Source organism: Ruminococcus flavefaciens 007c, from assembly GCF_000571935.1.
Taxonomy (GTDB): Bacteria; Bacillota; Clostridia; order Oscillospirales; family Ruminococcaceae; genus Ruminococcus; species Ruminococcus flavefaciens_F.
Window position 1 is genome coordinate 138,962 of record NZ_ATAX01000023.1, and the last position, 26,141, is coordinate 165,102.

Sequence of the window (26,141 nt, forward strand, 5' to 3'; positions counted from 1 at the left end):
AAAGGGCCTTACAATATAATTTTGTTAATTTCGTTTAAATGCACAAAGGATAAATCTTTATTTGTTTAATCTGACATCAATAATTGTTTTTTAAATTATCAAGAAGAACCTGAGCGACCTGCTCTGTTGTAAGGTATCCGCTGTCTTTATCCTCTATGAGGATGCAGAATGCGATAGGAAATGAGGGATCATCCACAAATCCAACAAGGAGAGAGTTTTCCTTCATTCCTTCGTCTACCTGTGCAGTACCGCTCTTTACGCCGACTCTATATCCGGATATGGAATAGGCATACCTGTCTGAACCGTTTGTGAGCATGATCTGTTTTGTGGATGATGCTGTACTCTCGGAGAATAGCTTGTCACTGTATCTGGTTTTTGCCTTTTCCTTTACATTGCCTTTGAGGTCGGTTACATGGTCTATAAGGTAGGGCATTGTCATTCTGCCTGATTCGTTGGCTATGGCACTCTGCCACATCATAAGCTGTATAGGACTTACAATAGTGTCGCCCTGACCGATACATCCCCACTGTGTCTTGAACTGATAAGGATCCTCAAGAGTGGTCGAGGCAGTCTCGCACTGGATACCGTTTATATCAATATATTCGGGCTTTGCACCGTTTATTGCATAACCCATTTTCTCATACTGCTTTTTAAGCCGGTCAAGGGGAAGGTCTTCGTCTTCGATTAGCTGAGCAAAGAAGGGATTGCAGCTGTTCTCAAAGGCTTCCTGTATATTCTGTGTACCGTGTCCGTAGGGATTATGGCAGTCTATATCGTTGCCTGTTCTGTTTGTATACTTTCCTGTACAGGTGAAGCTTTTGGAAAAGAGCTGAGATGTTCCCATTATTTCCAGAGCAGAAATGACAGTTGAGACCTTTTGCGTCGATCCTGGAACTGTTTTGTACAAATTCTTGGACATAAGGGTTCCCGGCTTGAAATTTGCGATATTGTCGTATCCCTTTGTTACATCAAGAGAGGGGAGACTGGTGCAGACAAGTATCTCTCCTGTTTTGTAGTTATAGGCGGAGACACAGCCCTCCTGATAGCCGTAGGCGTTGAATACAGCGCGGTTTGAAGCGTGATCCAGTGTGGTGCATATGGAAGCTTGTCCGCCGTTTTGTATAAGTCCGTTTGAAAAGCTGTAATTATTGAGCTTTTCAATGTTCTGAGCAACGAGTGTGTTCTCCATCTGACCCTTGTCATCGCCTATGATATTTCCCACATCGAGGAAATAATTATCTGGATAGGAGTCTTTGCCAGTTCCGTCAAAAAGTACATCGCCTTTTCTGTCATATACGAAGCCGAGCTCATGTTTGTCAGAATTCATCATATAGAATGAGGATTCATGTATGAGCTTGAATACCAGAACTGCCATTCCGAGTACAAAAAACAGTATAACAAGGCTGATAATGCGCTGTGTGCGCTTTATACTCTTCATTCGTTCCACCTCCAGGCCGGTACAGGAGCTTCCTGTTTTTTATTCTTCTGCTCCTTGAATACAGGTGACTGTGCTGCAAGAAGCATTCCAATCATGAATCCGCTTACCATAAGGGAGCTTCCTCCGGTGGAGATAAAAGGAACGGTTACTCCTGTGAAGGGGATAAGATTGCATGAGCCCCAGATATTCAGAGCCATCTGTACAAGGAATGCTGCCGAAACACAGGCAGACATAGTTCCGTGGAAGTATGAACGCGCGGGATTTATAAGCGGAACAGCGGTTATCACAACTATGGTGAACACCATCATAAGCGCATAGAGAAGTCCCCATTCTTCGCTTACGGTTGCGAAAACTATGTCGTTATCGTATGCGAATACGTTGGCAAGGAAGCCCTTTCCAGGACCTACTCCGAACCAGCCGCCGTTGGCGATGCCTATGAGCGCCTGTGACTGCTGATAGCCGTCGCCTGTCTTATCGCTCCATATATCAACATGAAGTCTGTGCTGTACATATTCCGGAGCATATTTTAGTCCTATCAGCAGGAATATTACGATTACTGCTATGACTGCAAATAGCTTCTTTTTGGAGAATTTTGCTTTTGGATAACATATCCTCAGGAGAAATCCTGCGGCATAGATGCTCAAAAAAGTGGGAAGGCTACCGTAGTCGTGGGATTTTACCTGAACGAGGCAAATAATAGCCATTATACCGAAAAGAGCTATATTCTCGTATACTACATTAAAGAATAATACCTTATGCTTCTTCTGCTGGTCTGCGATAGAAGTTGCACAGGCAAGCACAAAAAGAGGCTTGAGAAACTCAGATGGCTGGATAGTGAATGATCCGATCTCGATCCACATATTCTCAGCAGATGTAAATACAAGCGTTATGAGTACAACTATACCTATTGCGGCGTATATATATTTTTTCTTGTCCTGAAGGTATTTATGATTGCGGCAGAGGAGGTAGCTTGCCTTGGAAGCAACGAGGCATACTATACAGGTTATGTAGTGCTTTACGTCAAAGCCCACTTCTCCGAAGCATGACTGAAAGATCACACTCATACCGATAATTAGGATCAGCAGAAAATCGAGTATGTACGATGCCTGCTTGAAGAATATGATACCTACGAGATAAGCAATATCCAGTATTATGACAGCGGCACCCAGTACAGCGACAGATCTGACGTTGGTATAATTGCCGTTAAAGTAGATATTAACAAGCATTGCAATATGTGCTATAAGGACAAAAATGCTTGAAAAGAAATATGCTATGGGGTTAGCGTACACGTTTGTCACTCCTTTTTCTGAATATAAGACGTCTGTTGCCAAGCTTGATAATGTCATTTTCGCTGAGTACCTTTTCGCGTATTAGTTCGCCGTTTACAAAAAGTCCTGACTTGGAGCCGATATCCTTTATAGTCCATACTCCGTCCGACACCGTCATCATAGCGTGATAACGTGATACCGAAAGATCAGGGAGTCGAACATCTGCCGATGCGTGCCGTCCTATAAGCACTTCATCGCAGCCAAGCTCGTATATCTTGCCCTGCTCGGCAAGCTCCATATCATGTGAGACCTCATGCCAGTTCTTTTTTGAGGATTTTTTTTCACGGTAAGCCGTTATAATAAGGACAAATATGCAAATATCAAGAGCTGCTGCCGAAACAGCGCATAATATCAGATTCAGGGAATTCAAAAAGAACACCTCCGTATAATTAAAAATACCTTTATATTATATCACAATCGCATAGATTTAGCAACCTGTGACTAAAATAACAGGATAAAAAAGATCCCGAAGAATTTGCTCTCCGGGATCAGATTTTTATTAATAATTTTCACTGCCCTGAGTTTCCACCTTTTCATATGGAGGGATCTCATCAGGGATATCGGAAATGTCAACAACAAGCTCATTCTTCATGAGCTTATCGAAGTCATCACCGTCAATCTTTTCGTACTTGAGGAGGTACTTTGCAAGAATATGCATTTTATCAGCGTGTGCTTTGAGTATCTCAAGACACTCGGAATATGCCTTGTCGATGATAGCTCTTACCTCTTCGTCGATCTGAGCTGCAACGGCCTCGCTGTAATTCTTGGTATGACCGTAATCCTTACCAAGGAATACCTCATCATTGTCAGAGCCGTATACAACAGTACCGATCTTCTTTGAAAAGCCGTACTTTGTTACCATCTTTCTTGCTGTAGATGTAGCACGTTCAATATCGTTGGAAGCTCCGGTAGAAATATCATCTGTAAAGAGCTCCTCTGCACAGCGTCCGCCGAGAAGAGAAATGATCTCCTCGCGCATTTTTGTGCGGGATACCGTGCGGTCATCCGTATCCGGACGGTATATAGTCATACCTGCGGCCATACCACGCTGGATTATTGTTACCTGGTGTACCTTTTCCTGTGTCTTGAGGTTATAGGAAGCAACAGCGTGACCAGCTTCGTGATATGCGGTAATAAAGTTATCGCGCGCAGTAACGATCCTTGACTTCTTTTCCGGACCGGCGATGACTTTAAGTGTAGCTTCTTCAATGTCAGCTTCAATGATAGCGCTGCGGTTATTTCTTGCAGCAAGAAGAGCAGCTTCGTTCAGGACGTTTTCAAGGTCAGCACCGGTAAATCCGCGAGTTGTCCTTGCAATCCTCTTGATATCAACGTCAGGACCGAGAGGCTTGTTCTTTGCATGGACCTGAAGTATCTCCTCACGGCCCTTTACATCGGGATAGCCTACAACGATCTGTCTGTCAAAACGGCCGGGTCTGAGAAGAGCGGGATCCAGAATATCACGTCTGTTTGTAGCAGCGATAACTATAACGCTCTCATTTCCTGTAAAGCCGTCCATTTCAACGAGGAGCTGGTTGAGTGTCTGCTCACGCTCGTCATGTCCGCCGCCGAGACCTGCACCTCTGTGACGGCCGACAGCATCGATCTCATCGATGAAGATGATAGCGGGAGCGTGTTTCTTTGCCTGTTCAAAAAGGTCTCTTACACGTGATGCACCGACGCCGACGAACATTTCAACGAAGTCGGAACCTGAGATCGGGAAGAAGGGGCAGCCTGCTTCACCAGCAACAGCACGGGCAAGAAGTGTCTTACCTGTACCAGGAGGGCCGAGAAGAAGTACACCCTTAGGCACCTTTGCTCCCAGCTCTGTATATTTCTTTGGATTTTTAAGGTAATCGACGATCTCGACGAGTTCCTGCTTTTCCTCGTCGGCACCTGCTACATCCTTGAAGGTTGCCTTACGTGCACTTGCACCGCTTTTGAGGTTTGCCTTGCCGAATGTAGTATATTTTCCGCCGCCGCCGCTTTGTTTCATCATGAAATAGAGGATGGCGATACCGAGTACGATCGTAAGGATAACAGGTATAAGCGAATACAACCATGTTCTATCTGTTATCTTTATATAATCCTGTCTCAGAGGCTCATCGGGGTACTTTTCGTTATATAATTTTCGATAGTCTTCAGTATCGGAAAGGAATATATTAACGTTCGGAACTGTATAATGCTTTTCGTCCTCTTCTCCCCTGAGGGTATAGGTGAGATCTCCTGTACCAAGATCAAGTTCATAATAAGAGACTTTTAAATCGTCAAAATAGCTTATGACCGTTGTATATTCTGTTTTTTCGGCATTGGAATTCAAACGTGAACTAATGTACACCAGACAGAATACAGCGATCACTATTACAAGCAGATAGGTTATTATACCTTTGTTTTTCTTTGGTGTCAAATTATCCTCTCCATTCTATTATGATCTGATAAAGGAAATGACCAGAAATGCGGAAGTATTTTCATCGGGAGCAGTTCTGTCTGCTATACCGATCTCTTCAGCAAGAACAGTACCTTCTTCATCTTCAAGAAAAAGCAGGCCGTTTCTTTTTTCTGATGGTATTTTTTCGTTTATCAGCTTTTTTACAGAAGAAGTGAAGTTTCTTCCTTTAAGCTTTATTTTGTCACCGTATATACGGGTTCTCACAATAAGCTTTCCTCTTATTTTATCATAATCCATGATATAAAATGTGGAATTTTTGTGAACAGCTTCAATTTTCTTCAAATTATCACATTCAACGCGCTCACAGTACACAGAACAGCCATCATAAAGTTTTTTTACTCCCATTTCAAGACTGCCGTAATATGATATCTCTTCCTGTGATTTTATAGAAGAAAGCCTTATTTTACCATTTTCAGCTATCAGGAACAGATCATCGGATACGTTGAGCTTCCCGTTTCTGAGAAGCAGTTCATCTGCTTCTTCAAGCCTTTTGAAGGAATATGGAATATTATTTTCGGAAAGTAGCCTTGCTATACATCTTTTTCGTATAACAGGCGGATACTCCGTTAAACCCGTAAAAGAGCTGCCTGACCTGCATTTGCTGCAGGCTTCATCGGTAAGAGACTCAATGAGAGAATTTTCTTCTCTTAAAGCAGAAAGGGTATTTACTGACGTTTCGATGACAGAGCCGTTTATTTCCTGCATTAGCGGGATGATATGGTGTCTTATCCTGTTTCTGGTGTAGTCATCTGAGAGGTTTGTGCTGTCTGTGACATGAGACTGTCCTCTGTCTTTAAGAAACGAAACGATCTCGTCACGTGTTACAGTCAGTATAGGTCTTATTATATTTCCTCTTATGCAGGGAATACCTGCGATGCCCTTCAGACCTGAACCTCTTGCCAGATTGAGCAGGGCTGTTTCCAGATTATCGTTGGCGTTATGTGCAGTTGCCAGCTTCTTTCCCTTAGAATATGCCGAAAAGATGTCGTATCTGAGCATTCTTGCCGTTTCTTCCGTTGATCTTCCGATTTCCCGAGCTGTGCCTGTAACGTCACATTTCTCGGAATGGAAGGTTATGCCAAGTCGGCTGCAAAGTTCACTGCAGAAGCGCTCGTCACGGTCACTTTCTTCACCTCTTATGCAATGATTTACATGAAGTGCTTCAAGCCTGATACCGAGCTTTTCCTTTAGTTCATCAAGTACAAGAAGCAGAGCAACGCTGTCTGCTCCTCCTGAGAGTCCGCATACAACAGTGTCACCCTGTTTCAACATATTCTGTTCCTTTATGAAGTTGTAAACCTTATCTAACATAATTATACATTTTCAGGAGGAGTGTTATAATCAGGATTTGAAAATCTTGTGTACTGTCCGTCCCATATGAGCTCAACGGTGCCGGTTTCACCGTGACGGTTTTTGGCAACGATACATTCTGATATATTCTGACGCTGACTTTCCTTATTGTAGTAAGCATCGCGGTAAAGGAAAAGAACGATATCTGCATCCTGCTCGATAGAACCGGATTCACGAAGATCCGAGAGCATTGGGCGCTTATCTGTTCTGTTCTCAACGGCACGGGAGAGCTGAGAGAGCAGTATAACAGGCACATTCAGTTCCTTTGCCATTACTTTAAGCTGACGGGTGATCTCACTGATGACGGTAACACGGTTATCCGAATGTGAAGTGGATTCCATGAGCTGTAGGTAGTCAATTATAACAAGTCCGAGATTCTTTGTTCTTCGGAGCTTTGCTTTCATCTGCTGAACGGTCATGCTTGCGGTATCATCGATATACAGCGGCAGGGTACTGAGATAACCCGCGCTTGTAGCAAGCTTTACCCAGTCATCACCGTTTATACGGCCGTTTCTGAGGGTATTTGACTCTACAAGAGCCTCTGTGGAGAGGATTCTTGTAGCGAGCTGCTCCTTTGACATTTCCAGATTGAATGTAACTACCTCTTTTTCGGCACGTCTTGCTACATTGGTAGCGATATTCATGGCAAATGAGGTCTTTCCCATACCCGGACGGGCAGCAATGATTATAAGGTCGGACTTATTAAGTCCCGAGGTTATATTGTCAAGGAGAGTAAAGCCTGTCCTTGCACCCACATATTTTTCCTTGTCTGGACCGGAGATCTTGCCAAGCCTGTCATAGGCCTCGGCAATAGCCTCGGAAAGAGGGACAAGTCCGCGTACATCTCTGCCCTGCCTGATGTCGTATATCTTCTGCTCGGCAGAATCAAGTAGAAGCTGTGCATTCTGTTCACCTGACTGTACTTCTTCGAGTATAGTCCTTGCAACATAGCTGAGACTTCTGAGAAAATACTTATCCGCAACGATCTTGCAGTAGCTTTCGACGTTTGCAGTAGATGGGAGAAGATTACCGATCTCTGCAAGATACCGTCTACCTTCAGCAGGGCTCTCGAAAATATGCTGCTTCTCGGCCTCGTTAAGCACTGTTACAATATCAACAGGCAGACTCATCGAGTTCATCTGAAGCATGATAGAGTAAAGAGCTTTATGCTGGTCGTTATAGAAATACTCGGGCTTTATGATCTCAATAACATCGGATAAGACATTCGGATCGGATATTATTGCTCCTAAAACGGATTGCTCCGCCTCGATGCTGTGTGGCAGCTCGCGGGCGGAGAGAAGGATCTCATTTTCGTCCATATCCTTAACCTTCGATAACTTCGATGTCGACCGTCTCGGATATGCCGTTGTAAAGCTTTACAGTTGCGGTATAAGAACCGAAATTCTTAATATCTGTACTGAGAACGACCTTTTTCTTGTCAACCTTAACGCCAAGCTGCTCTGCAAGAGCTTCTGCGACATTTGCTCCCGTAACAGAGCCGAAGAGCTTGCCGTTTGAACCTGCTTTAGCCTTTATTTCAAGTTTTTTGCCTTTTATCTTGGCAGCAGCCTCATTGGCATTCTGTACGTCAACGTCTATCTTGTGCTGAGCGGAAGCCTGGGCGCCTTCAAGCTTATTCATATTTGAAGCGTTTGCTTCAACTGCAAGTCCCTTGGGGATAAGCATATTGCGTGCATATCCGTCGGCAACGTTCTTTAATTCGCCTTTTTTGCCTGAACCTTTAACGTCCTGTAAGAAGATAACTTTCATATTTATACCAGCCTTTCGTTTTTTATCATATATTGTTTTTGGCACATTCGTCAATTGCGAAGATAAGTGATTTAACTGCTTCCTCAACTGTTACGCCTTCAAGCTGAGTGGCAGCCATAGTCTGGTGTCCGCCTCCGCCCAACTGTTCCATGATGACCTGTACATTTACTGCGCCGAGTGAACGGGCAGAGATATTCACGGTATTGGGAGTCCTGTAAATTACAAATGAGGCGTCCACATCGGATATGCCGAGCAGTTCGTCGGCAGCCTGAGGAGCTACAACTCTTATGTCATCAGATCTGAAGTCGGCTGCAGCGATAGCACAGTTATTATGTATCTTAGCAGATGCAACGATCTGGGTCTTTCTTCTGTAAGAATCTATTGAGTTTGAGAAAAGAAGCTTTACTGCTACTGTATCGGCGCCCACTTTTTTGAGATATGCGGCAGCTTCAAAGGTCCTTACACCTGTTCTCATGACAAAATTCTTGGTATCGAGCATTATGCCTGCAAGAAGAGCGTCTGCAAAGCAGTTCTGGAGCTTTTCGTCGCCGCTGTAATTGAAGTACTGTATTATTTCTGTGACCATTTCCGAGGCTGACGAAGCATAAGGTTCATGGTGGAAAATAACGGCATCATCAATAAAATTGACTGTTTTACGATGATGGTCAATAACTACCACCGAATGTGCTTTTTCGTACAGCTCATGGCTCTCGAGAAAATCCTTATTATGAGTATCCACAACGATGAGCATATCATTTGTGCCGATCATTTCCTCAGCATCGTAGGGAGTGAGGAACAGACCGCACTTTGTCTCATCATCAACTGCATCTATCAGATTTGTGGCAAGATTCTTGGAGCGGTCAACAGCTACATAAGCCTCCTTGCCCATGAGCCTGAGAGCTCCTGCAAGACCGCAGGCAGCACCTACGGAATCAAGATCTCCGAATCGGTGTCCCATAATGAAAATTCTTTCTGAATGCATTATAAGATCCTGCATAGCGTTTGCGATGATCCTTGTCTTTGAACGGGATCGCTTTTCAACCCCTTTGGAGACTCCGCCGAAAAACCTGTAACCGTTTTCGGTTTTGATTACCGCCTGATCGCCGCCTCGGCCCAGAGCCATATCAAGGCACTGTCGGGCAATATTCTCGCTTTCCGCAAGAGACGAAGCACCCTGACCTACACCGATGGAAAAGGTGAGGGGATACTTTCCTGCGATCTTTATATTCCTTGCAGCGTCAAGGATCTTGAATTTACCGTCGATAATGCTTTTCAGATGTCGGTTTTCAAGTATGGCAAAGAATGTGTTGGGTGAAGTCTTTTTTATGAAGCCGTTGGTCTTGCTCATGAAGTTTTCGATGAGCTTTTCGGTTTCAACAGATGTCTGAGCCTTTTCGCTTTCCTTGGCGTTCTGCATTATATCGTCGTAGTTATCAATGGTAATGACGACAACATTGGGATGTGATTCATCCATAGACTTCTTGACAGCATAGTAGCCTGTGTCATCGTGGAAGTAGAGAACGAGGAACGACATATCGTTTTTGTCGAATTTTTCTGCTGTAACATCATATATACACCCGTTAACGGGACATAAGGCCGTTCCGTTGGAGATGAGAGAATCTATATCTATCTTGACGAATCCCTCGAAATCATGTCCGTATACGTCCTGCCCGAGGCCTATTTTCTCAGCAAAGATCTGATTATACCATACGAACTGTTTCTGTTCGTCAATAACGGCAACAGGTGCAGGCAGGGAATTCATGAATTCGGCGGCAGAGCTTTCAAGATGCTTGTTCATTTTTGAAATGTGCCGCATAGAGTTGCGGGAATAAAATATAGTATAGATAATACAGATAAAAATAAGTACGGCAGATGATATGAACAGTACATTTGTAAGCTGTTCGTTTTGTCCGTGCAGCAAATATGCCGCGGAAATGGTCCCCAGTGAAAGAACAAGCAGGATCATCAGAACTGCCGGGAATTTCTTTTTCACCTTAAAGCTCCTTTCGGAAAGATCAAGTCTCCATGATGATAGGAAGTATCATAGGACTACGCTTTGTTTTCTGATAGATATAATCAGAAAGAGCGTCTCTCATTTTGCCCTTCAGCGAATTCCATTCTCTTAATTCGCTTGACGAGCAGTTGGCAAGAGTATCTGTAAGCAGCGCGCGTGCCTCTACCATGAGCTCCTCGGACTCGCGTACGTAAACAAATCCTCTGGATATTATGTCAGGCCCTGCAACTATCTCGTTGGTGCTCTTTTCAATGCCGATAACTATGATTATCAGACCATCCTGAGCAAGATGCTTTCTGTCGCGGAGAACGATAGATCCGACATCACCCACACCCAGACCGTCCACAAGAACACGTCCGGCAGGCACCTGTGATACGACCTTCATTGTTGTACCGTCGGTTTCGATAACATTGCCGATCTCTGCTATAATGATATTATCATTGGACATTCCCATCTGACGCGCCAGATCAGCGTGCTTTTTAAGGTGCTTGTATTCGCCGTGTACAGGGATAAAGAATTTAGGTCTTGTAAGAGCCTGCATGAGCTTGAGTTCTTCCTGACAGGCATGGCCGGAAACATGGACCTCGTACATGGCTTCATATACGACCTCTGCGCCGGATTTCATAAGCTCGTTTACGACTCTTGTTACAAATTTCTCATTTCCCGGGATAGGAGTTGCGGATATGATTATAAAGTCCATAGGCGTGATATTGACCTTTTTGTGGTCATTCATAGCCATACGTGTAAGAGCGGACATAGGTTCGCCCTGACTTCCCGTGGTGATGAGGACTATTTTTTCGCTTTCAAAGCGGTTCATCATTTCGATATCAATGATTATACCGTCCGGAACGTCAAGATAGCCGAGCTCGATGGCGGTATTTATAACATTGACCATGCTCCTGCCGAAAACAGCGACCTTTCTGCCGTATCTCACAGCACAGTTGATGATTTGCTGTACACGGTGTATATTTGAGGAGAAGGTAGCGATGATTATCCTCTTTCCTTCGCCCTTCTGGAAGAGCTTATCGAATGAATCTCCGACGGTTTTTTCGGAATGAGTATATCCGGGACGCTCCGCATTGGTAGAATCAGCCATAAGGGCAAGAACGCCGCGGCTTCCGAGCTCGCCGAAGCGGGCAAGATCTATTGATTTTTCATCGATAGGCGTGTAATCAACCTTGAAGTCGCCTGTATGGACAATAACACCTGCGGGAGTATGGATAGCCATTCCGACCGAATCGGGGATAGAATGGTTGACTTTAATGAATTCAACAGCCATACAGCCCATTTTTACGGTCTTTTTGGGCTCGACAATGTTGAGATTAACCTTTCCGCTGAGGCCCTGTTCCTTGAGTTTGCCTTCAATAAGTCCGATGGTAAGTCTTGTGGCATAAACGGGAACGTTTATTTTCTTGAGCAGATATGAAAGACCGCCGATATGATCTTCGTGTCCGTGAGTAATAACGATACCCCTGATCTTGTCCTGATTCCGTTCAACATAAGTAAAATCAGGGATAACTATATCAACACCGGGCATATCGGCGTCCGGGAAAGCAAGTCCGCAGTCAAGAATAAACATATCGTTTGAACATTCAAAAACTGTCATGTTCTTGCCGATCTCATTAAGACCGCCAAGGGGGATTATCCTTACGGGAGTTTTCTTTACTTCCTTAGGCTGTTTTGTACGTGTTCTTGGCTTTGCGGGAGTATTCTTTTCCGCTGCTGCCGTATTGGCAGTCTTATCCTTTGCAGGAGTTCTCTTTCTGTAAGTTCTTTTTGGAGCAGCCGAAGCGTTCTGCTTTGCCTTGCTGCTTTTTTCCTTTTCGTTCACTATATGACCTCACTTTCAGATATATGAGACTTTTTACCTGAATATCGTAAAAATCCCGTATGTAAAAAAGCTTCGGAAGGGAAACAAAGAATTAAAAATGGCGATAAGAAAACTGACCACATATCCAGCGGGACAACGTACAAGCTCGTATACAGAGCATAACCCGATTATGTGATCTGATTTTTTTAAGTTCCGAAGCGATCCAACCGCACATCGCCCTGCGGTTTATATCTTAATGACGATTGTTCGTCATAAAAGCCGTAATAAATCTATATAAAATTACTTATGGTATAAAAGTGCATAAGCATAAATATTCACACTATTATTATACAGAAACAACTGTCCGATGTCAATAGTTAAACGCCTTGTTATAAACATTTGGCATTATAAATAAAAAAATACATACGGTTGAATTAAAAGTAGTATCCATAGAACTTTTATATATGTGCCCACGTATTATTAATTGTCCGAAATGACCGTATTTATTCTTTTCTGAGATATTTTAATAAAAGGATCAGTGCGATGATATTCGGAAAGGCCATAAGTCCGTTGAATATATCCGAAATTATCCATATGCTCTGAGCCTTGAAAAATGCTCCCGAAGCTGCTGTAAGAGCAAAAATAAAGGAAAAAAGTCCGATGCTCCGATGCGTAAAAACGTATCTGAAGGCAGTTTCTCCGCAGTAATACCAGCCGATGACAGTGCAGAATGCAAATACAGCAATTATAAAAGCCGTTATGGGAAGAGTAAATCTGCCGATGGTGGCGCTGAAAATATCACTTATACTATTATAGCCCGGACAGCAAAGAAAGGTCACGGCAGTCAGGGTACAGCACAGCATCGTATCTGTGAAAACTTCAAGCATACTGCTGTAACACTGTGTTTCAGATGATGAAGCTTTATTTGCTGAACTGTGCAGGATAGGGGAGGAGCCGAGGCCTGCTTCGTTGGAGAATATGCCCCTTCTTATCCCTGCGGACAAAGCTTTTGAAAGGGCAGCCCCCGAGAAACCGCCAGCTGCCTGTCTTATTCCAAAGGCTTCGGAGAGTATATTCCTGAATATTTCGGGGATTGAAGTTATATTATAAGCTATGACTGTCATACACAGTAAGAAATATATAACAGCTGCTGCCGGGAGAAAATACTGTGCGGTTCTGCATATCCTTTCCGCACCGCCGATGATGACCGGGTAAATTACCAGAAAAGCGATCCCGGATATAACAACAGGAGATACTTCTGTACAGACGCTTATACTTTCAGTAAGGCTGTTTATTTGAACTGCTCCGCCCATGCCGAAAGCTGCCAGTATGCAGCAGAGAGCGAATATCACAGACAGCTTCGGAGCATTCAGCCCGTGGCGGATATATGCCATAGGTCCCTTGCAATGCTCATTGCCGAACATTGCGGACAGCCTGTTTTCCGCGCAGACAGTTGCCATACCTAAAAATGCAGATACCCACATCCAGAATATTGCACCTGCACCGCCTATAGCTATTGCCGAAACGACACCTGTTATGTTTCCCGTGCCCATGGCTGCTCCGAGAGACATACAGAAAGTTCTGAACTGAGCAGCAGGTGAGCATCTGTTTTTAAGCTTTTTTATTATATACGGGAACATTTTAAACTGAATGAATCGTAGCTTAACAGTATATATGACACCAGTTAGCAGTAGAATGAATATCAGCAGATCCCCCCATACTATCGAATTTATCTTTTCAGCCATAATACTGCCTCCGGAACACTATATCCTAAAGTTTACAAATTGTTTCTAAATTTTATTTTACAATAAATAATATTTGTGATATAATGTTTTTATACTTCCATAAGGAGGCGCAGAATGAAACATTATGTTCCTGACAGGCGGTGCCTTTCAACGCTCAGGCTTATGATAACAGCTGTGGTTGTTATCCTGCTTTCGGCTGCGAGATATTTTATCCCTTTTGATAAGTTGTTTATTATGATCGTCATAGCTTTGATAACTATTGCCTGCATGGAGATGTTTGTGCATCTTCCTTTGTATTTCTCATCGATAAGCTACACAGCTACAAAGACAGAAATAATCAAAAGCAGCGGAGTATTTATAAAGGTCCATCAGTCGATACGTTATTCTTCAATACAGTACACGACTCTGATAAAGAGCCCGTTTTCACAGTATACGGGCTTCAATTTCATAATATTTTTCGTTTATGGCGGCCAGCTGAGACTTCTTTTCCTGAAAAGATCGGACGCTGACGAGATAATCAAGCTTTCAGGCAGTATAAGCGGTAAGGAGGACGATAATGCTTTATGAACATCCTCTGAAGATACTGAGATATTCAGCAAAGAATATCTGGATGCTTATTTTCCCTTTGCTTCGCGGTATTTACACCTATCATTTTGATAAGAACTGGTTTTACAGCTGGGTAAAGGGCGCATGGTTCGATATAGCTGTACTTGGTGCTATCATTCTTTTCGGCTTTATACGCTGGCTTTCATCGCGTATAATGTTTACGGGAGCTGAGCTGGTTCACCGTGAGGGAATGTTCCTGCGTGTTTATACGTATATCCCGTTCAAGAATGTCAGCTCTGTCACCGTTGAAAGGCCGTTCTATATGATACCATTCGGTGCTATGAGATTTAGATGCGATACCCGTGCCGGTATCTTCAAGACAGTTGATATGAAGCTCCTTGTTAGCAGGAAAGCCAAGGATAAGATAATGAAATATATGCCCGATGTTGATGAAAAGCAGAAGATAGATGGTATACCGCAGGCGGATGCTGTTTCTATATTGCTGTTTTCGCTGTTCTTTTCAAGCGGCTTTTCGGGCACTATATATCTTGCGACGTTCTTCTTCAAGGGCGGAGACATCGCGTATAAAATAATCAGCAGATCCCTTAACATAATAACCGAAGAAACGGCCAAAATTACGGAAAAACTGGTATTGAACATACCAACGGCCGCAATATTCATCGGAGTATTCTTTATAGCGTCGTGGTTCATATCGTTCCTTGTAAATCTTTTCAGATACGGTAACTTCAATATCGAATGTGACAAGAATTGCATGAAGATAGGATACGGAATACTTGACCGCAAAGAATACCATATAAAGACATCTCATATAAATTATACCGATCTGCGGCAAACACTTATAATGAAGGCGTTTAAAGCTGTCATCGTCAATATAAGCTGTGCTGGCTACGGCTCCTCCAAAAACAGGGAGCCTGTGTTGCTGCCTGTAAAGCAAAGAAAAAAGCTGGGAAAAAACCTTAATGTCATTGGAATATACAGCGGAATCAAGCTCGATTACAAGGCTCAGGTCGCAGGAATAGGTTCATATCTTCTTATACCGCTCATTACGGCAGCGCTTCTGATACCGTCCCACGATTGGGTAGCGAAGCTTTTTCCACGCTTTGCCGAGCTTTCGCGTTTCGTTACGATAATGCTTGAGATACCTGCCGTATGGTTTATAATTGTAAAGTTTGTAGCCCTGCTGACAAGCGGAGTGGCTCTTTATGACGATAAAATAATGATACAGTGTTCTACATGGACGAGATTTCACAGCGTTGTGTCTGAAAGGGATAAGATCGTCAAGATCGAGCTTGAGCAGAATTTGCTTCAGGCCATGAGCGGACGATGTGCCATGAGCATATGGTTCGAGGGGGAGGAGCACCGACGCTTCAAGATCAAGGCAATGAAGGCAGATGATGTCAGAAAAATTGCTGCTCAGTTGGGCTATAAGCTTGGAGAAAAGGTCGAAACTTGACTTTTTCAGTGAAAAATGGTATGATATTCAAGTGAGCAGGCTATGCGGTAGCGGAAACGTTTAGTTTACGAGGAAAGTCCGGGCATCACAGAGCAGGGTAGCTGCTAACGGCAGCCGAGGGCGACCTTAGGGCAAGTGCAACAGAGATATACTGCCGTCCTTACGGGCGGTGATGGTGGAAAGGCGAGGTAAGAGCTCACCGGAGTACAGGAGACTGTGCTGCCATGTAAACCCTATCCGATGCAACGTCTATTGGTGCCTGTTATCATAACGTCGGCTCGGCGGATAACTGGTAATGACGGCTTCAGCTTATCGGCGACGATAAGCGTAGATAAATTACCGCACACGACAGAACCCGGCTTATCGGTCTGGTCATAAAAAAAGAGAGCTTATGCTCTCTTTTTTGTTATATATCAGTCTCTCCACATCTTTCGGTAGGAAAAACAGGTTATATTCTCGGCTTTTTTGAATTGCCTTGCAAAATAGCTCTGATCATTGAAGCCGCAAAGATGTGATATCTCCTCAACGGATTTATCTGAAAAACGCAGCAGTTTTTTGCCGTAATTGATCCTTGAGGTTATGATATGCTGGAAAATAGTCTTTCCGTAAATTCTTTTGTATTCGCGGGTAAGGTAGTATTTGCTTATGTAGAACTCCGATGAGAGCTTTTCAAGGGAAAGATTTTCCGTAAAATGATCGTCAATATAATTATGAACGGTAGCAAGCTTCTGCTTAAGAGCAGAATCGTACTGATGAGCCGATGTATTCACCGTAAGTGAAAGTGTAAGCAGATCTACTATTAGCTTTGAGGTCAGGATCTCCGAATCAGGGGATTTTTTTTCATTTATATCTATGAGTTCGGATATTGCGGATACGACCTTATCAAAAAAAGGCGGACTGAAGACGTTTTTTGACTGTGAGATAAAGTAATCATAGTACTGCCTTGAGGTGCTACCGTTGAAGTGTACCCACATTATCTCCCATGGATCGTTTACCGAGCTTTTATAAAAATGTGCTTCATGGCAGTCTATAAAGAAGCAGTCTCCCTTCATGAGGGTATAAGAATCGTTGCCGACTGTGAGCTCGCCGCGGCCGCTTATGACAGCAGCTATTAGAAATGACTCAAGAGCGTGCCTCTGTGTAACGGCAGCGTCTTCGGTCTTCAGGCATCCCGTTTCCTGAACGTAAAAAAAAGTATTTTTTGCTGCAGGACTGGGGGTACATATCATCCTCTTTGAGAGTTTGTTTTTAAAGCTTGTTACTTCACGCTTGTCCATTTAAAACTCCTTTGTAATGTCAGCTGCCTAAGGCTGACTTATAAGCTTATCGTACAATAATTATAGCACAGTTTGGCAAATATGTCCATACATTGAGTCTGAACTGTAACATTCGTGCTTATTCCTTGTCTTTGGAGATGCTGCGGATATAATGGAAAAGATACTGCTGGGCGATACCAGCCTTATCACTGAGATATCCGGGAAAGCCTCCGGGATAATACTCTGCCAGGACTCGTTTTATCCATACATCCACAGGAAAGGCTTCTGTACGGTACATTCCGAAAAGAAGGACACATTCAGCCACCTTTGGACCCACTCCCTTTATCTTTTTCAGCTCATTTCTGGCATTTTCGATAGGCATTTCGGCGATCTTTGCGAGATCGGCGGAGCCGTCTGCAACTTTGGCGGCAGCGTCTGCAAGATATTTTGCCCTGAATCCGCTCCTGAGATATGAAAGTGTGTCGGCGGTTTCACGGGAAAGCTGTTCATGATCGGGGAATCTGCCGTGGTAATTGTCACAAAGCCTGTCTATGATGCCTTTTATCCTGGGAATATTATTATTCTGGGAAATAATAAAGGAAATAAGACACTCCCAGCTGTCCTGTCGGAGAAGGCGGATGCCTCCTGCAAAGCTGCAGGCCTTTGAAAGTGTTTCATCCTCGGAAAATGCACGTTTCAGCTCGGAATAATCAGTTTCAAAGTCAAAATAGCTTATCCATCTCGAGATAAAAGCGTTTTCATCGGTATTATGGAATATGAAGCTTCCCTTTGAGAGCTGTGATACGGTAAGCTTATCGTTAAGGAAAGCGCCTTCATATGTACACTCGTAGTCTGAGGGGATCTTTTTCCATCTGAAAGCCTGTCCGCAGTCAAGTGTTTCATCAAGGTCGAGGTCGGGTTCAAAAACTATAATATCATTTCCTTGTACGCGATAATCCATATTGATTCTCCTTTTTGCATGATGGGTGAGGTCAAAATGTTTTTGACACTTGATTTTTCTATTAAATTATACTAAAATATAATAGTAAATACAAGAGCAAGGAATGATTTTTTTGAAAAAATTTTTATATACTGCATTTCTGTTGGCTGTTTCGTGCGTATTTTGCTTCGGATGTGCGAAAAAAGAATCAAAAACCGATTCAGAAAGCACCATTCAGGCAACAAGTCAGCCTTTTACCGATAGAGAGGTCACGGATACGACAGGTACCTTTGTGTTTGACAAAGCAGGCATCCTAAGTGCGGATGACCTGAAAGCCTGCAATAATTATGCAGGCTGGCTGTACAATGAAAAGCTTATAAATGCTGCTGTTATAACTGTCAGCAACCTGGACGGCAAAACGCCTTATGATTACGCTGCTGAGGAATTCGGAAAGATCTATGAGGGTAAGGGAAGCGGGCTTGTTATACTTATCAACAATGAAACCGATGAAGATGTGATCTACAAAACAGGGGCCTGTTTTTCCGTTATTGACCAGAAAACGCAGGATAACGCTCTATTCTGGGCGACAAAGGATTTTGTTTCAAAGGATTACCGTAAGGGGATAATGCGCCTTTTACAGCTCGGAGAGGTATGTCCTTCTCATATTATAGATAATGCACAGGTATTTGAATACGATCGTGTTGCAGCACTTGAAAAGGCTCTTGCTTCATGTAAAAGCGATGTAACTCTTCTGGCTACGCTGAACGGTTCCTCTGTTAAAAATGAAGATATACTCAAAGACTATTATAAGCGCAGATACAGTTTGGGAAATGGTATAATGCTGATGATAGACACCAAATCAGGCAGTATGATAGCTTATTCGGACGAAAAGCTTTCGTCTGGGCTGGAGGCTGCTTTGAAGGACGCAACTGCTCTTACTGCGAAAAAGGACTATTTTGGAGCTGTAAATAAGATAATAGAAGTTCTTGACGGAAAAAAGGCATCTTAGGTTTTGACAATATCAGTATTTTACAGGAGATGATGTGATATGCCGCCTGTAGGTGGACCGAGAGGAATGGGCTTTCTTACCGAGGAAGAGAAGAAAAACCGTCCCAAAGTAACAAAGAGTTTGCTGAAAAGGATCTTTTCGTATCTAAAGCCATACTGGAAGCAGATGCTGCTGGTCCTTATTGCTATTATAATTTCGTCGACGCTGACTCTGCTTCCTTCTGTACTGACAGGTAAGATCATCGATGAAGGCCTTATCGGCAGAAGTATGCGCAAGCTTGTCTTTTTTATAGTTCTTTCCTTAGCCGTAACACTTGGAGCAAATCTTATCGGCGTCTTTGAGAACTATCTGAATTCATGGATAGCCCAGCATATAACCTATGATATGAGAAATAAGATGTATGAGCATCTTCAGAAGATGTCACAGCGCTTTTTCACATCAAATAACCAGGGAGATATAATCACAAGAATGACAAGTGATATATCGGGTGTTCAGCAGATAATAACCAATACCCTGACAAGCATACTGTCCAATTCCATTACTCTTATAGTCGCGCTTATAGTTATGTTTCGTCAGAACTGGATACTTGCCATAGTCGGTATTCTTGTAGTACCTCTTTTTGCTATACCCACAAGAAGCGCAGGAAAAACCAGATGGTCCATAACAAAAGAGTCTCAGGCGTGCAGTGACGAGATTAACGGTATACTCAATGAGACCATGTCTGTAAGCGGTCAGCTCCTTGTAAAGCTCTTCGGTATGGAAAAGACTGAATACGAGAAGTACGAAAAAGTCAACCATAGGATGATAAAGCTCAATATCCGCGAAGGAATGGCAGGCCGATGGTTCAGAGTAGCACTTTCTACTTTTTCAAGCATCGGACCTATGCTCATATATCTTGCAGGCGGAATTCTTATGATGCATTACGACTCAGACCTTACAGTCGGTGATATAACCGTCCTTGTGGCTCTTCTCGGAAGAATGTACGGCCCTGTAAATCAGCTTCTCAATATTCAGGTGGACTGGATACGTTCAATGGCGATGTTTACACGTATATTTGAGTATTTTGATATGCCAGTGGAGATCGAGAATGCTCCCGATGCCATAACTCCCGAGGGCACTCCCGAAGGTGAGGTGGAGTTCAGAAATGTGGGCTTCTATTATGAAAAGGACAGGCAGATACTTGAAAATATCAATTTTTCTCTTGAAAGCGGAAAATGTATTGCAGTCGTAGGCCCTTCAGGCTCAGGAAAGAGTACTCTTGTAAACCTTATACCAAGATTATACGATGTTACTGCGGGAGAGGTGCTTTTTGACGGTACAGATGTGAGGAAGCTCGATCTTGCGTATCTGAGAAAGCATATCGGTATCGTAAGCCAGGAAACATATCTCTTTAACGGTACTATACGCGAAAATCTGCTTTATGCAAAGCCTGATGCTACTGAGGAAGAGCTTATTGAGGCCTGCAAACAGGCAAATATCTATGAATTTATCGAGAAACAGGAAACCGGACTCGATACAGTTGTGGGCAACAGAGGACTGAAGCTGTCAGGAGGCGAGAAGCAGAGAATATCTATAGCCCGTGTACTGCTCAAGGATCCTGCTCTTATGATATTCGACGAGGCTACTTCTGCACTTGATTCTATCTCGGAGCAGAAGATACAGGACGCTATAGAGCCGCTTATCTCATCAAGAACGAGCATACTCATTGCTCACAGGCTTTCGACTATACTTGCTGCAGATGAGATACTTGTAATTAAGGACGGTGTCATATCCGAGCGCGGAACCCACAGTGAGCTTGTAAACCGCGGCGGAGTATACTCCGAGCTCTATAAGACCCAGTTCAGCAAGGCTGAAACAGGCAGTGACAGATTTGAGTATACTGAGGGTGAGGACTGAAAGAACGGAACAGAAAGGAAGGATTAATATGGACGAAAAAGATTTCTATATCGAAGCATTTGACAATCTTCCGGCGCTGGTTGACAACAGCGAGACCATGAAAGAGACGTTTTCTCATGTTTTTTACGATTTTTTGCAGCTTCAGCATCTGTACGACTCTGCAATAGAAGTTGTAAAAACATATCTTAATATTCTTGACAATGAATTCAGCGTAAAATTCCAGCGTAATCCTATACATAATATTGAAAGCAGACTTAAATCACCTCAATCGATCATAGGAAAGCTCCAAAAAAAGGGGCTTCCCATTTCAACGGAAGCCGCAAGGAAAAATCTGCTTGATCTTGCGGGAATAAGAGTTACCTGCTATTATATCTCTGACATTTATGCTATTGTTGAAATGCTGGGAAGACGTGACGACTTCACCATTATAAAACGCAAGGATTACATAAAAAAACCCAAGCCCAGCGGATACAGAAGCTATCATATGATAATTAATGTGCCTGTTTATCTTTCAACTCATAAGGAATATGCTCCCGTAGAGATACAGATACGTACTATTGCTATGGATTTCTGGGCAAGTCTTGAGCATCAGCTGAAATACAAGACTTCATCGGATATTCCTCCCGAGATCGCCGAGGAGCTCCGAAGCTGTGCGGAAAGGATAGCAGAGACCGATCTTCAGATGCAGCGTATATATATGCAGATCAATAATATCGACTGAGCTTTTTCGTCAAATTTATCCCTGATACCTTTTGTTTTACAAAAAAAGACCTGTTCACTTTCAGTTGTAACGATGTTATAATAGTATATATCAATTGCAGAAAAAAGAAAGGAGCAGGCAGAGATGTTAAGTATAGTAAAAAAAGCAAAGCAGGAGGTAATGGACAAAACAATATATATGGAGATATTTGGTGACAATAAAGTGGCATACAGAGTCCTCAGCAGTAGAATGAATCTCTGCGGAGATGAATTTATTACATACGGGATAGAGGTTTACGACCACAAAAACGGTGAAAAGGAATGTATTCCTGACTTTTCCAATAATATAGAGGATGCGGTAGCATTTGCCGAGCTGCTTATAAGCTACAGGAGCAGGCCAAGACAATTGTACGGAAAAGCTCTTGATTATCTCAGGGTAACCTTATAAAATCCTCTTAGCTTTGCTGCGTAAGTTTTATCATAAAAACATGAGTATTTTTTATTTCTTATATTGCTTTTTTCATATTAATATGGTATAATACTTAATTGTATGGGCGAAAAGCCATGTAAGGAAAGGAGAAATCATTATGGCAGAACTCAAATATGAAATAACCGAGAAGATAGGTGTGCTTTCCGAGAACGCCAAGGGCTGGACAAAGGAGCTCAATATGGTAAGCTGGAACGAGCATGAGCCTAAATATGATATCCGTGAGTGGTCTCCCGATCATTCCAGAATGGGAAAGGGGGTAACTCTTTCAGCCGATGAGCTTGCCGAGCTCAAGGAGCTTCTTGCAGGTATTGACCTTGATTCATTTGAATAATTAAGAAAAGGCAGCTAATGAAGCTGCCTTGAACTTTAAAAGGCTCCCGATGAGGGAGCCTTTTTAATTATATGATCCTGTTCACATAAGGAACAAATTTAAGGAGCTTTGTTACCGCATAAGAGATAACAAGTGTAAGAACACATATTCCGAGAATGGCTATTGTACCGCCGTGTTCAAAGGGATTGAATTTTAAATATAAGAATATAAATCTGAGTACGGCCATGTGTAAAAGATATATGCCGAATGAGCAGTTGTCAAGCTCTGAGGCAATTTTGTCAAGCACAGGGACGTTATGGTTTTTTGTTTTCCTTAGGAAACCGAAAATTCCGATTGATGTTATCACATAAAGCGGGAAGTTATATACTCCGAGGAGTGAGATCATCTTTCCGCTGGTTTCGGGAGCTTCCGCTGAATTGCTGTAAGCTTGAATGGTCAGCATTGTGATTATGCCAAGGCATATAGCTGCCATAAGAATGCACGAACTTTTAGGAAGCCTGATTATACCTGTGTGAAGAACGTGTCCTAAGAAGAAATAGAGCGGATAAACGGTATAGATACATATATAAAAGGGGAGCTTTTTACCTGTAATTGTGTCAATAAATGGGATGATAGAAACGAAAACGGCATAAATCAGCAGTAAATACTTCAGCTGGTCTGATGTAGCATTTCCGCTTATTATCTTATATATCGGCAACATAAGGTACAGTGCGAACAATAAATATATGTACCACATATGCATCCAGCCTGTTCCGAAGAAAATGGCATTCAGCGAGTCCTTGAACATTTCCGGGACATCGCATTTTTTTATAAAAATGCCGTCGAATACAGCAAACAGTATCGAAAAAACTACAAGAGCGACCGCCATTCTGAGTATATATTTACCGAACAGCTTTTTTAGTGTCAGTACACGTTTGCTGTCAAGAAGCAATGCTCCCGAAGCCATTACAAAACATGGAACAGCCCACATAGTACAGTTTCTTACAGCCATCATAGCTCCCTGAGTACTTGCGTCAGAGGAGTACATATTCGCTGCAAGGAACGTATGCAGAACGGTTACTGCTATACAGGCAAGAGCTTTAAGTCGACTCAGATATAATATTCTGTTATTCATACATTATCAGTTGGCTGTAACAAAATCACTTCCGCAGCCAGCTTCGGGATTAGTTGCAAAGCCGCTTCCGCAGCCTGAATCAGGATTAGTTGCAAATCCGCTGCCGCAGCCTGAATCGGGATTTGTAGCGAAGCCGCTTCCGCAGCCTGTGTCAGGATTTGTAGCGAAGCCGCTTCCGCAGCCTGTATCAGGTGTTGTAGCAAAGCCACTTCCACAGCCTGTGTCAGGTGTTTTTGTGGTTACGGGAGTCTGAACTGCGGGAGTCTGCTGATAAGCAGGTGCGGTGGGAGTATCATCTTCGTATGTTGCGTCTATATTATTGTTAGCGTCGGGATCCAGCTCTGTAATCGGATCGGTATCTTCGGGAAGCTCAGCTGATATTTCTTCAGCAGGCTTTGTGTCGATCTTTTCCTTGGTAAGCTTTGAGGTGTACTTGATATATGCGATCTCTTTTTCAAGATAGATCTCAGCAGAATCAAGATCATCAAAGGGGAAGTTGTGAAGAACTGCTTCCTTCTTATCAGTAAATACGAGCTTTACAGTGTACTGGAGATTGCTTATTTTATCAGAGTCTCCGTGTACGACATCGCTTACCTTTTTGGGAACATAGTAAAGCTTACGCTTTTCGCCCTTGACAAAGGGATCCTTTTCGTCAAGCATATTATCGGGGTACTTATCTTCTGTTTCAGCCTTAACAGTAAAGCTTGCTATATCCTTGCCTGTTTTGTTTTCAAGGTCAAGAACGAATACATCCGAACCAGATGCCTTCTTGCCAATGAGCTTTAATTCCTCGGAAGCTGTAGTTGCTTCTGTTGTAACTTCGGTAGTTGTAACCACTGTAGTGGGTTCGGAAAGATTAGCTGACTGTGTAATAGTTCCGCAGCCGACAAGAGCGATTGCTGAAATAAATGCAAGTGTTGCTAATGTTTTTCTCATAATACTATCTCCTTTTATTTTATCTCACTTATCTTTTCAAGAGGCCAAACTGTATGACCGTAAGTTAAATGGAAACCGTTCTGACCCGGGCGTTCGAGTGCAAAGTCCGGATCGTAAACATAAGTGGTTCCGTTCTCTATTATTTCAACCCAGCCGTGAGGGCCGTATCCGCCGCCTTTAAGAGGTACTTGTCCGCTTATAAGGTGTGCGTCGTAACCAAGCAGTCTTGCCATTTCGCAGAACATAGCAGCAAGTACATAGCAGTTACCGGTTGCCTTGGCATTTACGTTTCCTTTTCTGCTGTTGAATCCGTAATCTGCAGCCTTTGTAAGGCTTATTTTTGTGGCATCCTTTTCCCATTGAACATATGTCACAGTATCGCTTGAAGAGCAATCTTTAAATGCACCCTGAAGCGAGTTTATCTTCTTCTGCTCCATTCTTTCTTTAGCAAGAGGATAAGCGCAGGTAGTAGTCGTAGTAGTGGTGGTTGTTGTGGATGTTGTAGTTACAGTCCACTGTGTCTTTGTAGCATAGTAATCCTTCTTGGAAACGATAGCCTGAGCAATGGAAGCTGCCGCAAATGCGATATTATCGCCTGCCTTGCACTCACTTGCATTAACTGTTACGGTGCCCTTTGAATACTTTACAGTATTGATCTTTATGTCCGGGATAGAAATATAAGTAGGTGCAGAGCTTGAGAGCTTTGTTACATAGCCCATATTTACATAACCGGATATGCCGTTATATGTAACGTGGCCGAAATTACCGTTTTCCGTACCATTTGCATGAGTGATCTCAAATTTTGCTCCCGGAGGGATAGTTCCGAGAGATGCGGAATTGTAATCATGGTCTTTTCTGATGTTGAGTCCCAGATCAACGGTAGGCCCAGTGGTATATGTACCTGCGTAAGAATTGTCACAGCCGCAGCTGAGCTTCTCCGGAGTTGCGTTTATAGCGAATTTTGCAGGATCAAAGTAGGTGGGCTTGATAAGGAGCACAGACTCCTTGAAGAAGTTGTCATCATACTTCTTGAGATAGTTGTTTACAACTGTATCGGAGAAGTAGGGAGACAGTGCCGACTTGAGCTCTGCTGTAGACTTTACAGCTGTACCGCCTGCCTGAAGATCAAGCTTTTTGAGTGCATCTTTGATGCCGTCGTTAAGTCTTTCAGTTACTGCTTTAAAGCTGAGGGTTCTGTCAGTATTGAGGATAAGCTTTCTGAGGGCAGCTACATCAAATACATCAACTATACCGTCTCCGTTGATGTCTGCAAGCTTAGCCTGTTCTGATGTAAGGGTATTTTTCGTAAGAATATGATTCTGAAGCAATGTAAGGTCGGAGGAGGAGATAACGCCGTCTCCGTCAAAATCGCCCTTAACTGCAGCGCACGCTCCCATAGGAATCATACTTGTTGATGCCAGTGAAGCTGCAAGCAGCAGGCTGAGCATTTTTGAGTGTTTCATATTTTTCTTCCTTTCATATGGTGTTATTACGTTCCATATAAACATAACGAATCAATGAACCAAAGTGTGACAAAAAATCAAAA

Annotated in this window: 22 protein-coding genes and 1 other RNA gene; 8 read left to right on the plus strand and 15 right to left on the minus strand. The window is 43.1% G+C overall.

Translation table 11 applies throughout. The features are described 5' to 3' along the window. Positions 1-76: 76 nt before the first annotated feature. The 10 genes from RF007C_RS07555 to RF007C_RS07600 all read right to left on the minus strand — a co-directional run bounded on the left by RF007C_RS07555 (position 77) and on the right by RF007C_RS07600 (position 13,904). Entirely contained in the window at positions 77-1,438 is a 1,362-nt protein-coding gene (locus RF007C_RS07555; protein WP_037298813.1) for a penicillin-binding transpeptidase domain-containing protein, read from the minus strand. Further along, on the minus strand, positions 1,435-2,727 hold the full coding sequence (locus tag RF007C_RS07560; protein WP_037298816.1) for an FtsW/RodA/SpoVE family cell cycle protein: 1,293 nt from the start codon (positions 2,725-2,727) through the stop codon (positions 1,435-1,437). Before RF007C_RS07560 ends, RF007C_RS07555 begins: the two co-directional genes overlap by 4 nt. After that, positions 2,717-3,136, minus strand: a complete 420-nt coding sequence (locus tag RF007C_RS07565; protein ID WP_019678492.1) for an FHA domain-containing protein — start codon at positions 3,134-3,136, stop codon at positions 2,717-2,719. Before RF007C_RS07565 ends, RF007C_RS07560 begins: the two co-directional genes overlap by 11 nt. Before the next feature lie 129 nt (positions 3,137-3,265). After that, positions 3,266-5,173, minus strand: coding sequence for an ATP-dependent zinc metalloprotease FtsH (gene ftsH, locus RF007C_RS07570; RefSeq protein ID WP_037298819.1), 1,908 nt, complete (start codon positions 5,171-5,173; stop codon positions 3,266-3,268). An 18-nt stretch (positions 5,174-5,191) separates the two neighbouring features. Next, entirely contained in the window at positions 5,192-6,487 is a 1,296-nt protein-coding gene (gene tilS / locus RF007C_RS16470; RefSeq protein WP_161634881.1) for a tRNA lysidine(34) synthetase TilS, read from the minus strand. A gap of 41 nt (positions 6,488-6,528) precedes the next feature. Then, positions 6,529-7,884 (minus strand): replicative DNA helicase, encoded by a 1,356-nt coding sequence (gene dnaB / locus RF007C_RS07580; RefSeq protein WP_019678495.1) that lies wholly within the window; start codon positions 7,882-7,884, stop codon positions 6,529-6,531. Positions 7,885-7,888: 4 nt separating this feature from the next. Continuing rightward, entirely contained in the window at positions 7,889-8,335 is a 447-nt protein-coding gene (gene rplI / locus RF007C_RS07585; RefSeq protein ID WP_037298954.1) for a 50S ribosomal protein L9, read from the minus strand. 25 nt (positions 8,336-8,360) lie between these two features. Further along, positions 8,361-10,328 (minus strand): DHH family phosphoesterase, encoded by a 1,968-nt coding sequence (locus tag RF007C_RS07590; RefSeq protein ID WP_037298822.1) that lies wholly within the window; start codon positions 10,326-10,328, stop codon positions 8,361-8,363. 22 nt (positions 10,329-10,350) lie between these two features. Further along, a complete protein-coding gene (locus tag RF007C_RS07595) occupies positions 10,351-12,183 on the minus strand; it encodes an RNase J family beta-CASP ribonuclease (RefSeq protein ID WP_430344443.1) in 1,833 nt (610 codons plus the stop codon). A gap of 479 nt (positions 12,184-12,662) precedes the next feature. Beyond that, positions 12,663-13,904 carry an alanine/glycine:cation symporter family protein gene (locus RF007C_RS07600; protein ID WP_037298825.1) on the minus strand — a complete coding sequence of 414 codons (1,242 nt, stop codon included), beginning with the start codon at positions 13,902-13,904 and terminating at the stop codon, positions 12,663-12,665. Positions 13,905-14,018: 114 nt separating this feature from the next. On the opposite strand from RF007C_RS07600, the gene RF007C_RS07605 reads away from it, so the two are divergent. From RF007C_RS07605 to rnpB, 3 genes are all read left to right on the plus strand, one after another. Beyond that, positions 14,019-14,471, plus strand: coding sequence for a PH domain-containing protein (locus tag RF007C_RS07605; RefSeq protein ID WP_019678500.1), 453 nt, complete (start codon positions 14,019-14,021; stop codon positions 14,469-14,471). Beyond that, positions 14,461-15,924 carry a PH domain-containing protein gene (locus RF007C_RS07610; RefSeq protein ID WP_019678501.1) on the plus strand — a complete coding sequence of 488 codons (1,464 nt, stop codon included), beginning with the start codon at positions 14,461-14,463 and terminating at the stop codon, positions 15,922-15,924. The genes RF007C_RS07605 and RF007C_RS07610 overlap by 11 nt, the downstream gene beginning before the upstream one ends. Positions 15,925-15,956: 32 nt before the next feature. Continuing rightward, positions 15,957-16,303, plus strand: an RNA gene (gene rnpB, locus RF007C_RS16480) — RNase P RNA component class A. A 34-nt stretch (positions 16,304-16,337) separates the two neighbouring features. Here the strand turns inward: rnpB and RF007C_RS07615 are convergent. Both RF007C_RS07615 and RF007C_RS07620 read right to left on the minus strand, forming a co-directional pair. Continuing rightward, a complete protein-coding gene (locus RF007C_RS07615) occupies positions 16,338-17,201 on the minus strand; it encodes an AraC family transcriptional regulator (RefSeq protein WP_037298827.1) in 864 nt (287 codons plus the stop codon). A 118-nt stretch (positions 17,202-17,319) separates the two neighbouring features. Further along, a complete protein-coding gene (locus RF007C_RS07620) occupies positions 17,320-18,141 on the minus strand; it encodes a DNA-3-methyladenine glycosylase family protein (RefSeq protein ID WP_051456591.1) in 822 nt (273 codons plus the stop codon). Between the two features lie 112 nt (positions 18,142-18,253). Between RF007C_RS07620 and RF007C_RS07625 the strand changes: the two genes are divergently transcribed. From RF007C_RS07625 to RF007C_RS07645, 5 genes are all read left to right on the plus strand, one after another. Further along, positions 18,254-19,129 (plus strand): TPM domain-containing protein, encoded by an 876-nt coding sequence (locus tag RF007C_RS07625; protein ID WP_037298830.1) that lies wholly within the window; start codon positions 18,254-18,256, stop codon positions 19,127-19,129. Positions 19,130-19,168: 39 nt separating this feature from the next. Beyond that, a complete protein-coding gene (locus tag RF007C_RS07630; RefSeq protein ID WP_051456592.1) occupies positions 19,169-21,025 on the plus strand; it encodes an ABC transporter ATP-binding protein in 1,857 nt (618 codons plus the stop codon). 28 nt (positions 21,026-21,053) lie between these two features. Then, on the plus strand, positions 21,054-21,746 hold the full coding sequence (locus tag RF007C_RS07635; RefSeq protein WP_037298833.1) for a GTP pyrophosphokinase: 693 nt from the start codon (positions 21,054-21,056) through the stop codon (positions 21,744-21,746). A gap of 159 nt (positions 21,747-21,905) precedes the next feature. Next, positions 21,906-22,172, plus strand: a complete 267-nt coding sequence (locus RF007C_RS07640; RefSeq protein ID WP_152537158.1) for a hypothetical protein — start codon at positions 21,906-21,908, stop codon at positions 22,170-22,172. 139 nt (positions 22,173-22,311) lie between these two features. Next, positions 22,312-22,545 carry a YdbC family protein gene (locus RF007C_RS07645; RefSeq protein WP_037298838.1) on the plus strand — a complete coding sequence of 78 codons (234 nt, stop codon included), beginning with the start codon at positions 22,312-22,314 and terminating at the stop codon, positions 22,543-22,545. A gap of 67 nt (positions 22,546-22,612) precedes the next feature. On the opposite strand, the gene RF007C_RS07650 is transcribed toward RF007C_RS07645, so the two are convergent. The 3 genes from RF007C_RS07650 to RF007C_RS16475 are packed head-to-tail and all read right to left on the minus strand — an operon-like array spanning position 22,613 to position 26,058. Then, the gene (locus RF007C_RS07650; protein WP_051456593.1) at positions 22,613-23,659 is read right to left on the minus strand and encodes an acyltransferase; all 1,047 of its coding nucleotides are present in this window, start codon (positions 23,657-23,659) and stop codon (positions 22,613-22,615) included. Between the two features lie 6 nt (positions 23,660-23,665). Continuing rightward, on the minus strand, positions 23,666-24,595 hold the full coding sequence (locus RF007C_RS07655; protein ID WP_037298840.1) for a hypothetical protein: 930 nt from the start codon (positions 24,593-24,595) through the stop codon (positions 23,666-23,668). A gap of 14 nt (positions 24,596-24,609) precedes the next feature. Next, positions 24,610-26,058, minus strand: a complete 1,449-nt coding sequence (locus RF007C_RS16475; RefSeq protein ID WP_051456594.1) for a dockerin type I domain-containing protein — start codon at positions 26,056-26,058, stop codon at positions 24,610-24,612. Positions 26,059-26,141: the final 83 nt, after the last annotated feature.

Bases quoted from the DNA above. Each gene is read 5' to 3' on its own strand.
- RF007C_RS07615 (WP_037298827.1), bottom strand. From the start codon at position 17,201: ATGGACAAGCGTGAAGTAACAAGCTTTAAAAACAAACTCTCAAAGAGG.
- RF007C_RS07645 (WP_037298838.1), top strand. From the start codon at position 22,312: ATGGCAGAACTCAAATATGAAATAACCGAGAAGATAGGTGTGCTTTCC.
- RF007C_RS07640 (WP_152537158.1), top strand. From the start codon at position 21,906: ATGGACAAAACAATATATATGGAGATATTTGGTGACAATAAAGTGGCA.
- RF007C_RS07555 (WP_037298813.1), bottom strand. From the start codon at position 1,438: ATGAAGAGTATAAAGCGCACACAGCGCATTATCAGCCTTGTTATACTG.
- RF007C_RS07655 (WP_037298840.1), bottom strand. From the start codon at position 24,595: ATGAGAAAAACATTAGCAACACTTGCATTTATTTCAGCAATCGCTCTT.
- rplI (WP_037298954.1), bottom strand. From the start codon at position 8,335: ATGAAAGTTATCTTCTTACAGGACGTTAAAGGTTCAGGCAAAAAAGGC.
- RF007C_RS16475 (WP_051456594.1), bottom strand. From the start codon at position 26,058: ATGAAACACTCAAAAATGCTCAGCCTGCTGCTTGCAGCTTCACTGGCA.
- RF007C_RS07600 (WP_037298825.1), bottom strand. From the start codon at position 13,904: ATGGCTGAAAAGATAAATTCGATAGTATGGGGGGATCTGCTGATATTC.
- RF007C_RS07620 (WP_051456591.1), bottom strand. From the start codon at position 18,141: ATGGATTATCGCGTACAAGGAAATGATATTATAGTTTTTGAACCCGAC.
- tilS (WP_161634881.1), bottom strand. From the start codon at position 6,487: ATGTTGAAACAGGGTGACACTGTTGTATGCGGACTCTCAGGAGGAGCA.
- dnaB (WP_019678495.1), bottom strand. From the start codon at position 7,884: ATGGACGAAAATGAGATCCTTCTCTCCGCCCGCGAGCTGCCACACAGC.
- RF007C_RS07610 (WP_019678501.1), top strand. From the start codon at position 14,461: ATGCTTTATGAACATCCTCTGAAGATACTGAGATATTCAGCAAAGAAT.
- RF007C_RS07635 (WP_037298833.1), top strand. From the start codon at position 21,054: ATGGACGAAAAAGATTTCTATATCGAAGCATTTGACAATCTTCCGGCG.
- RF007C_RS07605 (WP_019678500.1), top strand. From the start codon at position 14,019: ATGAAACATTATGTTCCTGACAGGCGGTGCCTTTCAACGCTCAGGCTT.
- RF007C_RS07650 (WP_051456593.1), bottom strand. From the start codon at position 23,659: ATGAATAACAGAATATTATATCTGAGTCGACTTAAAGCTCTTGCCTGT.
- RF007C_RS07630 (WP_051456592.1), top strand. From the start codon at position 19,169: ATGCCGCCTGTAGGTGGACCGAGAGGAATGGGCTTTCTTACCGAGGAA.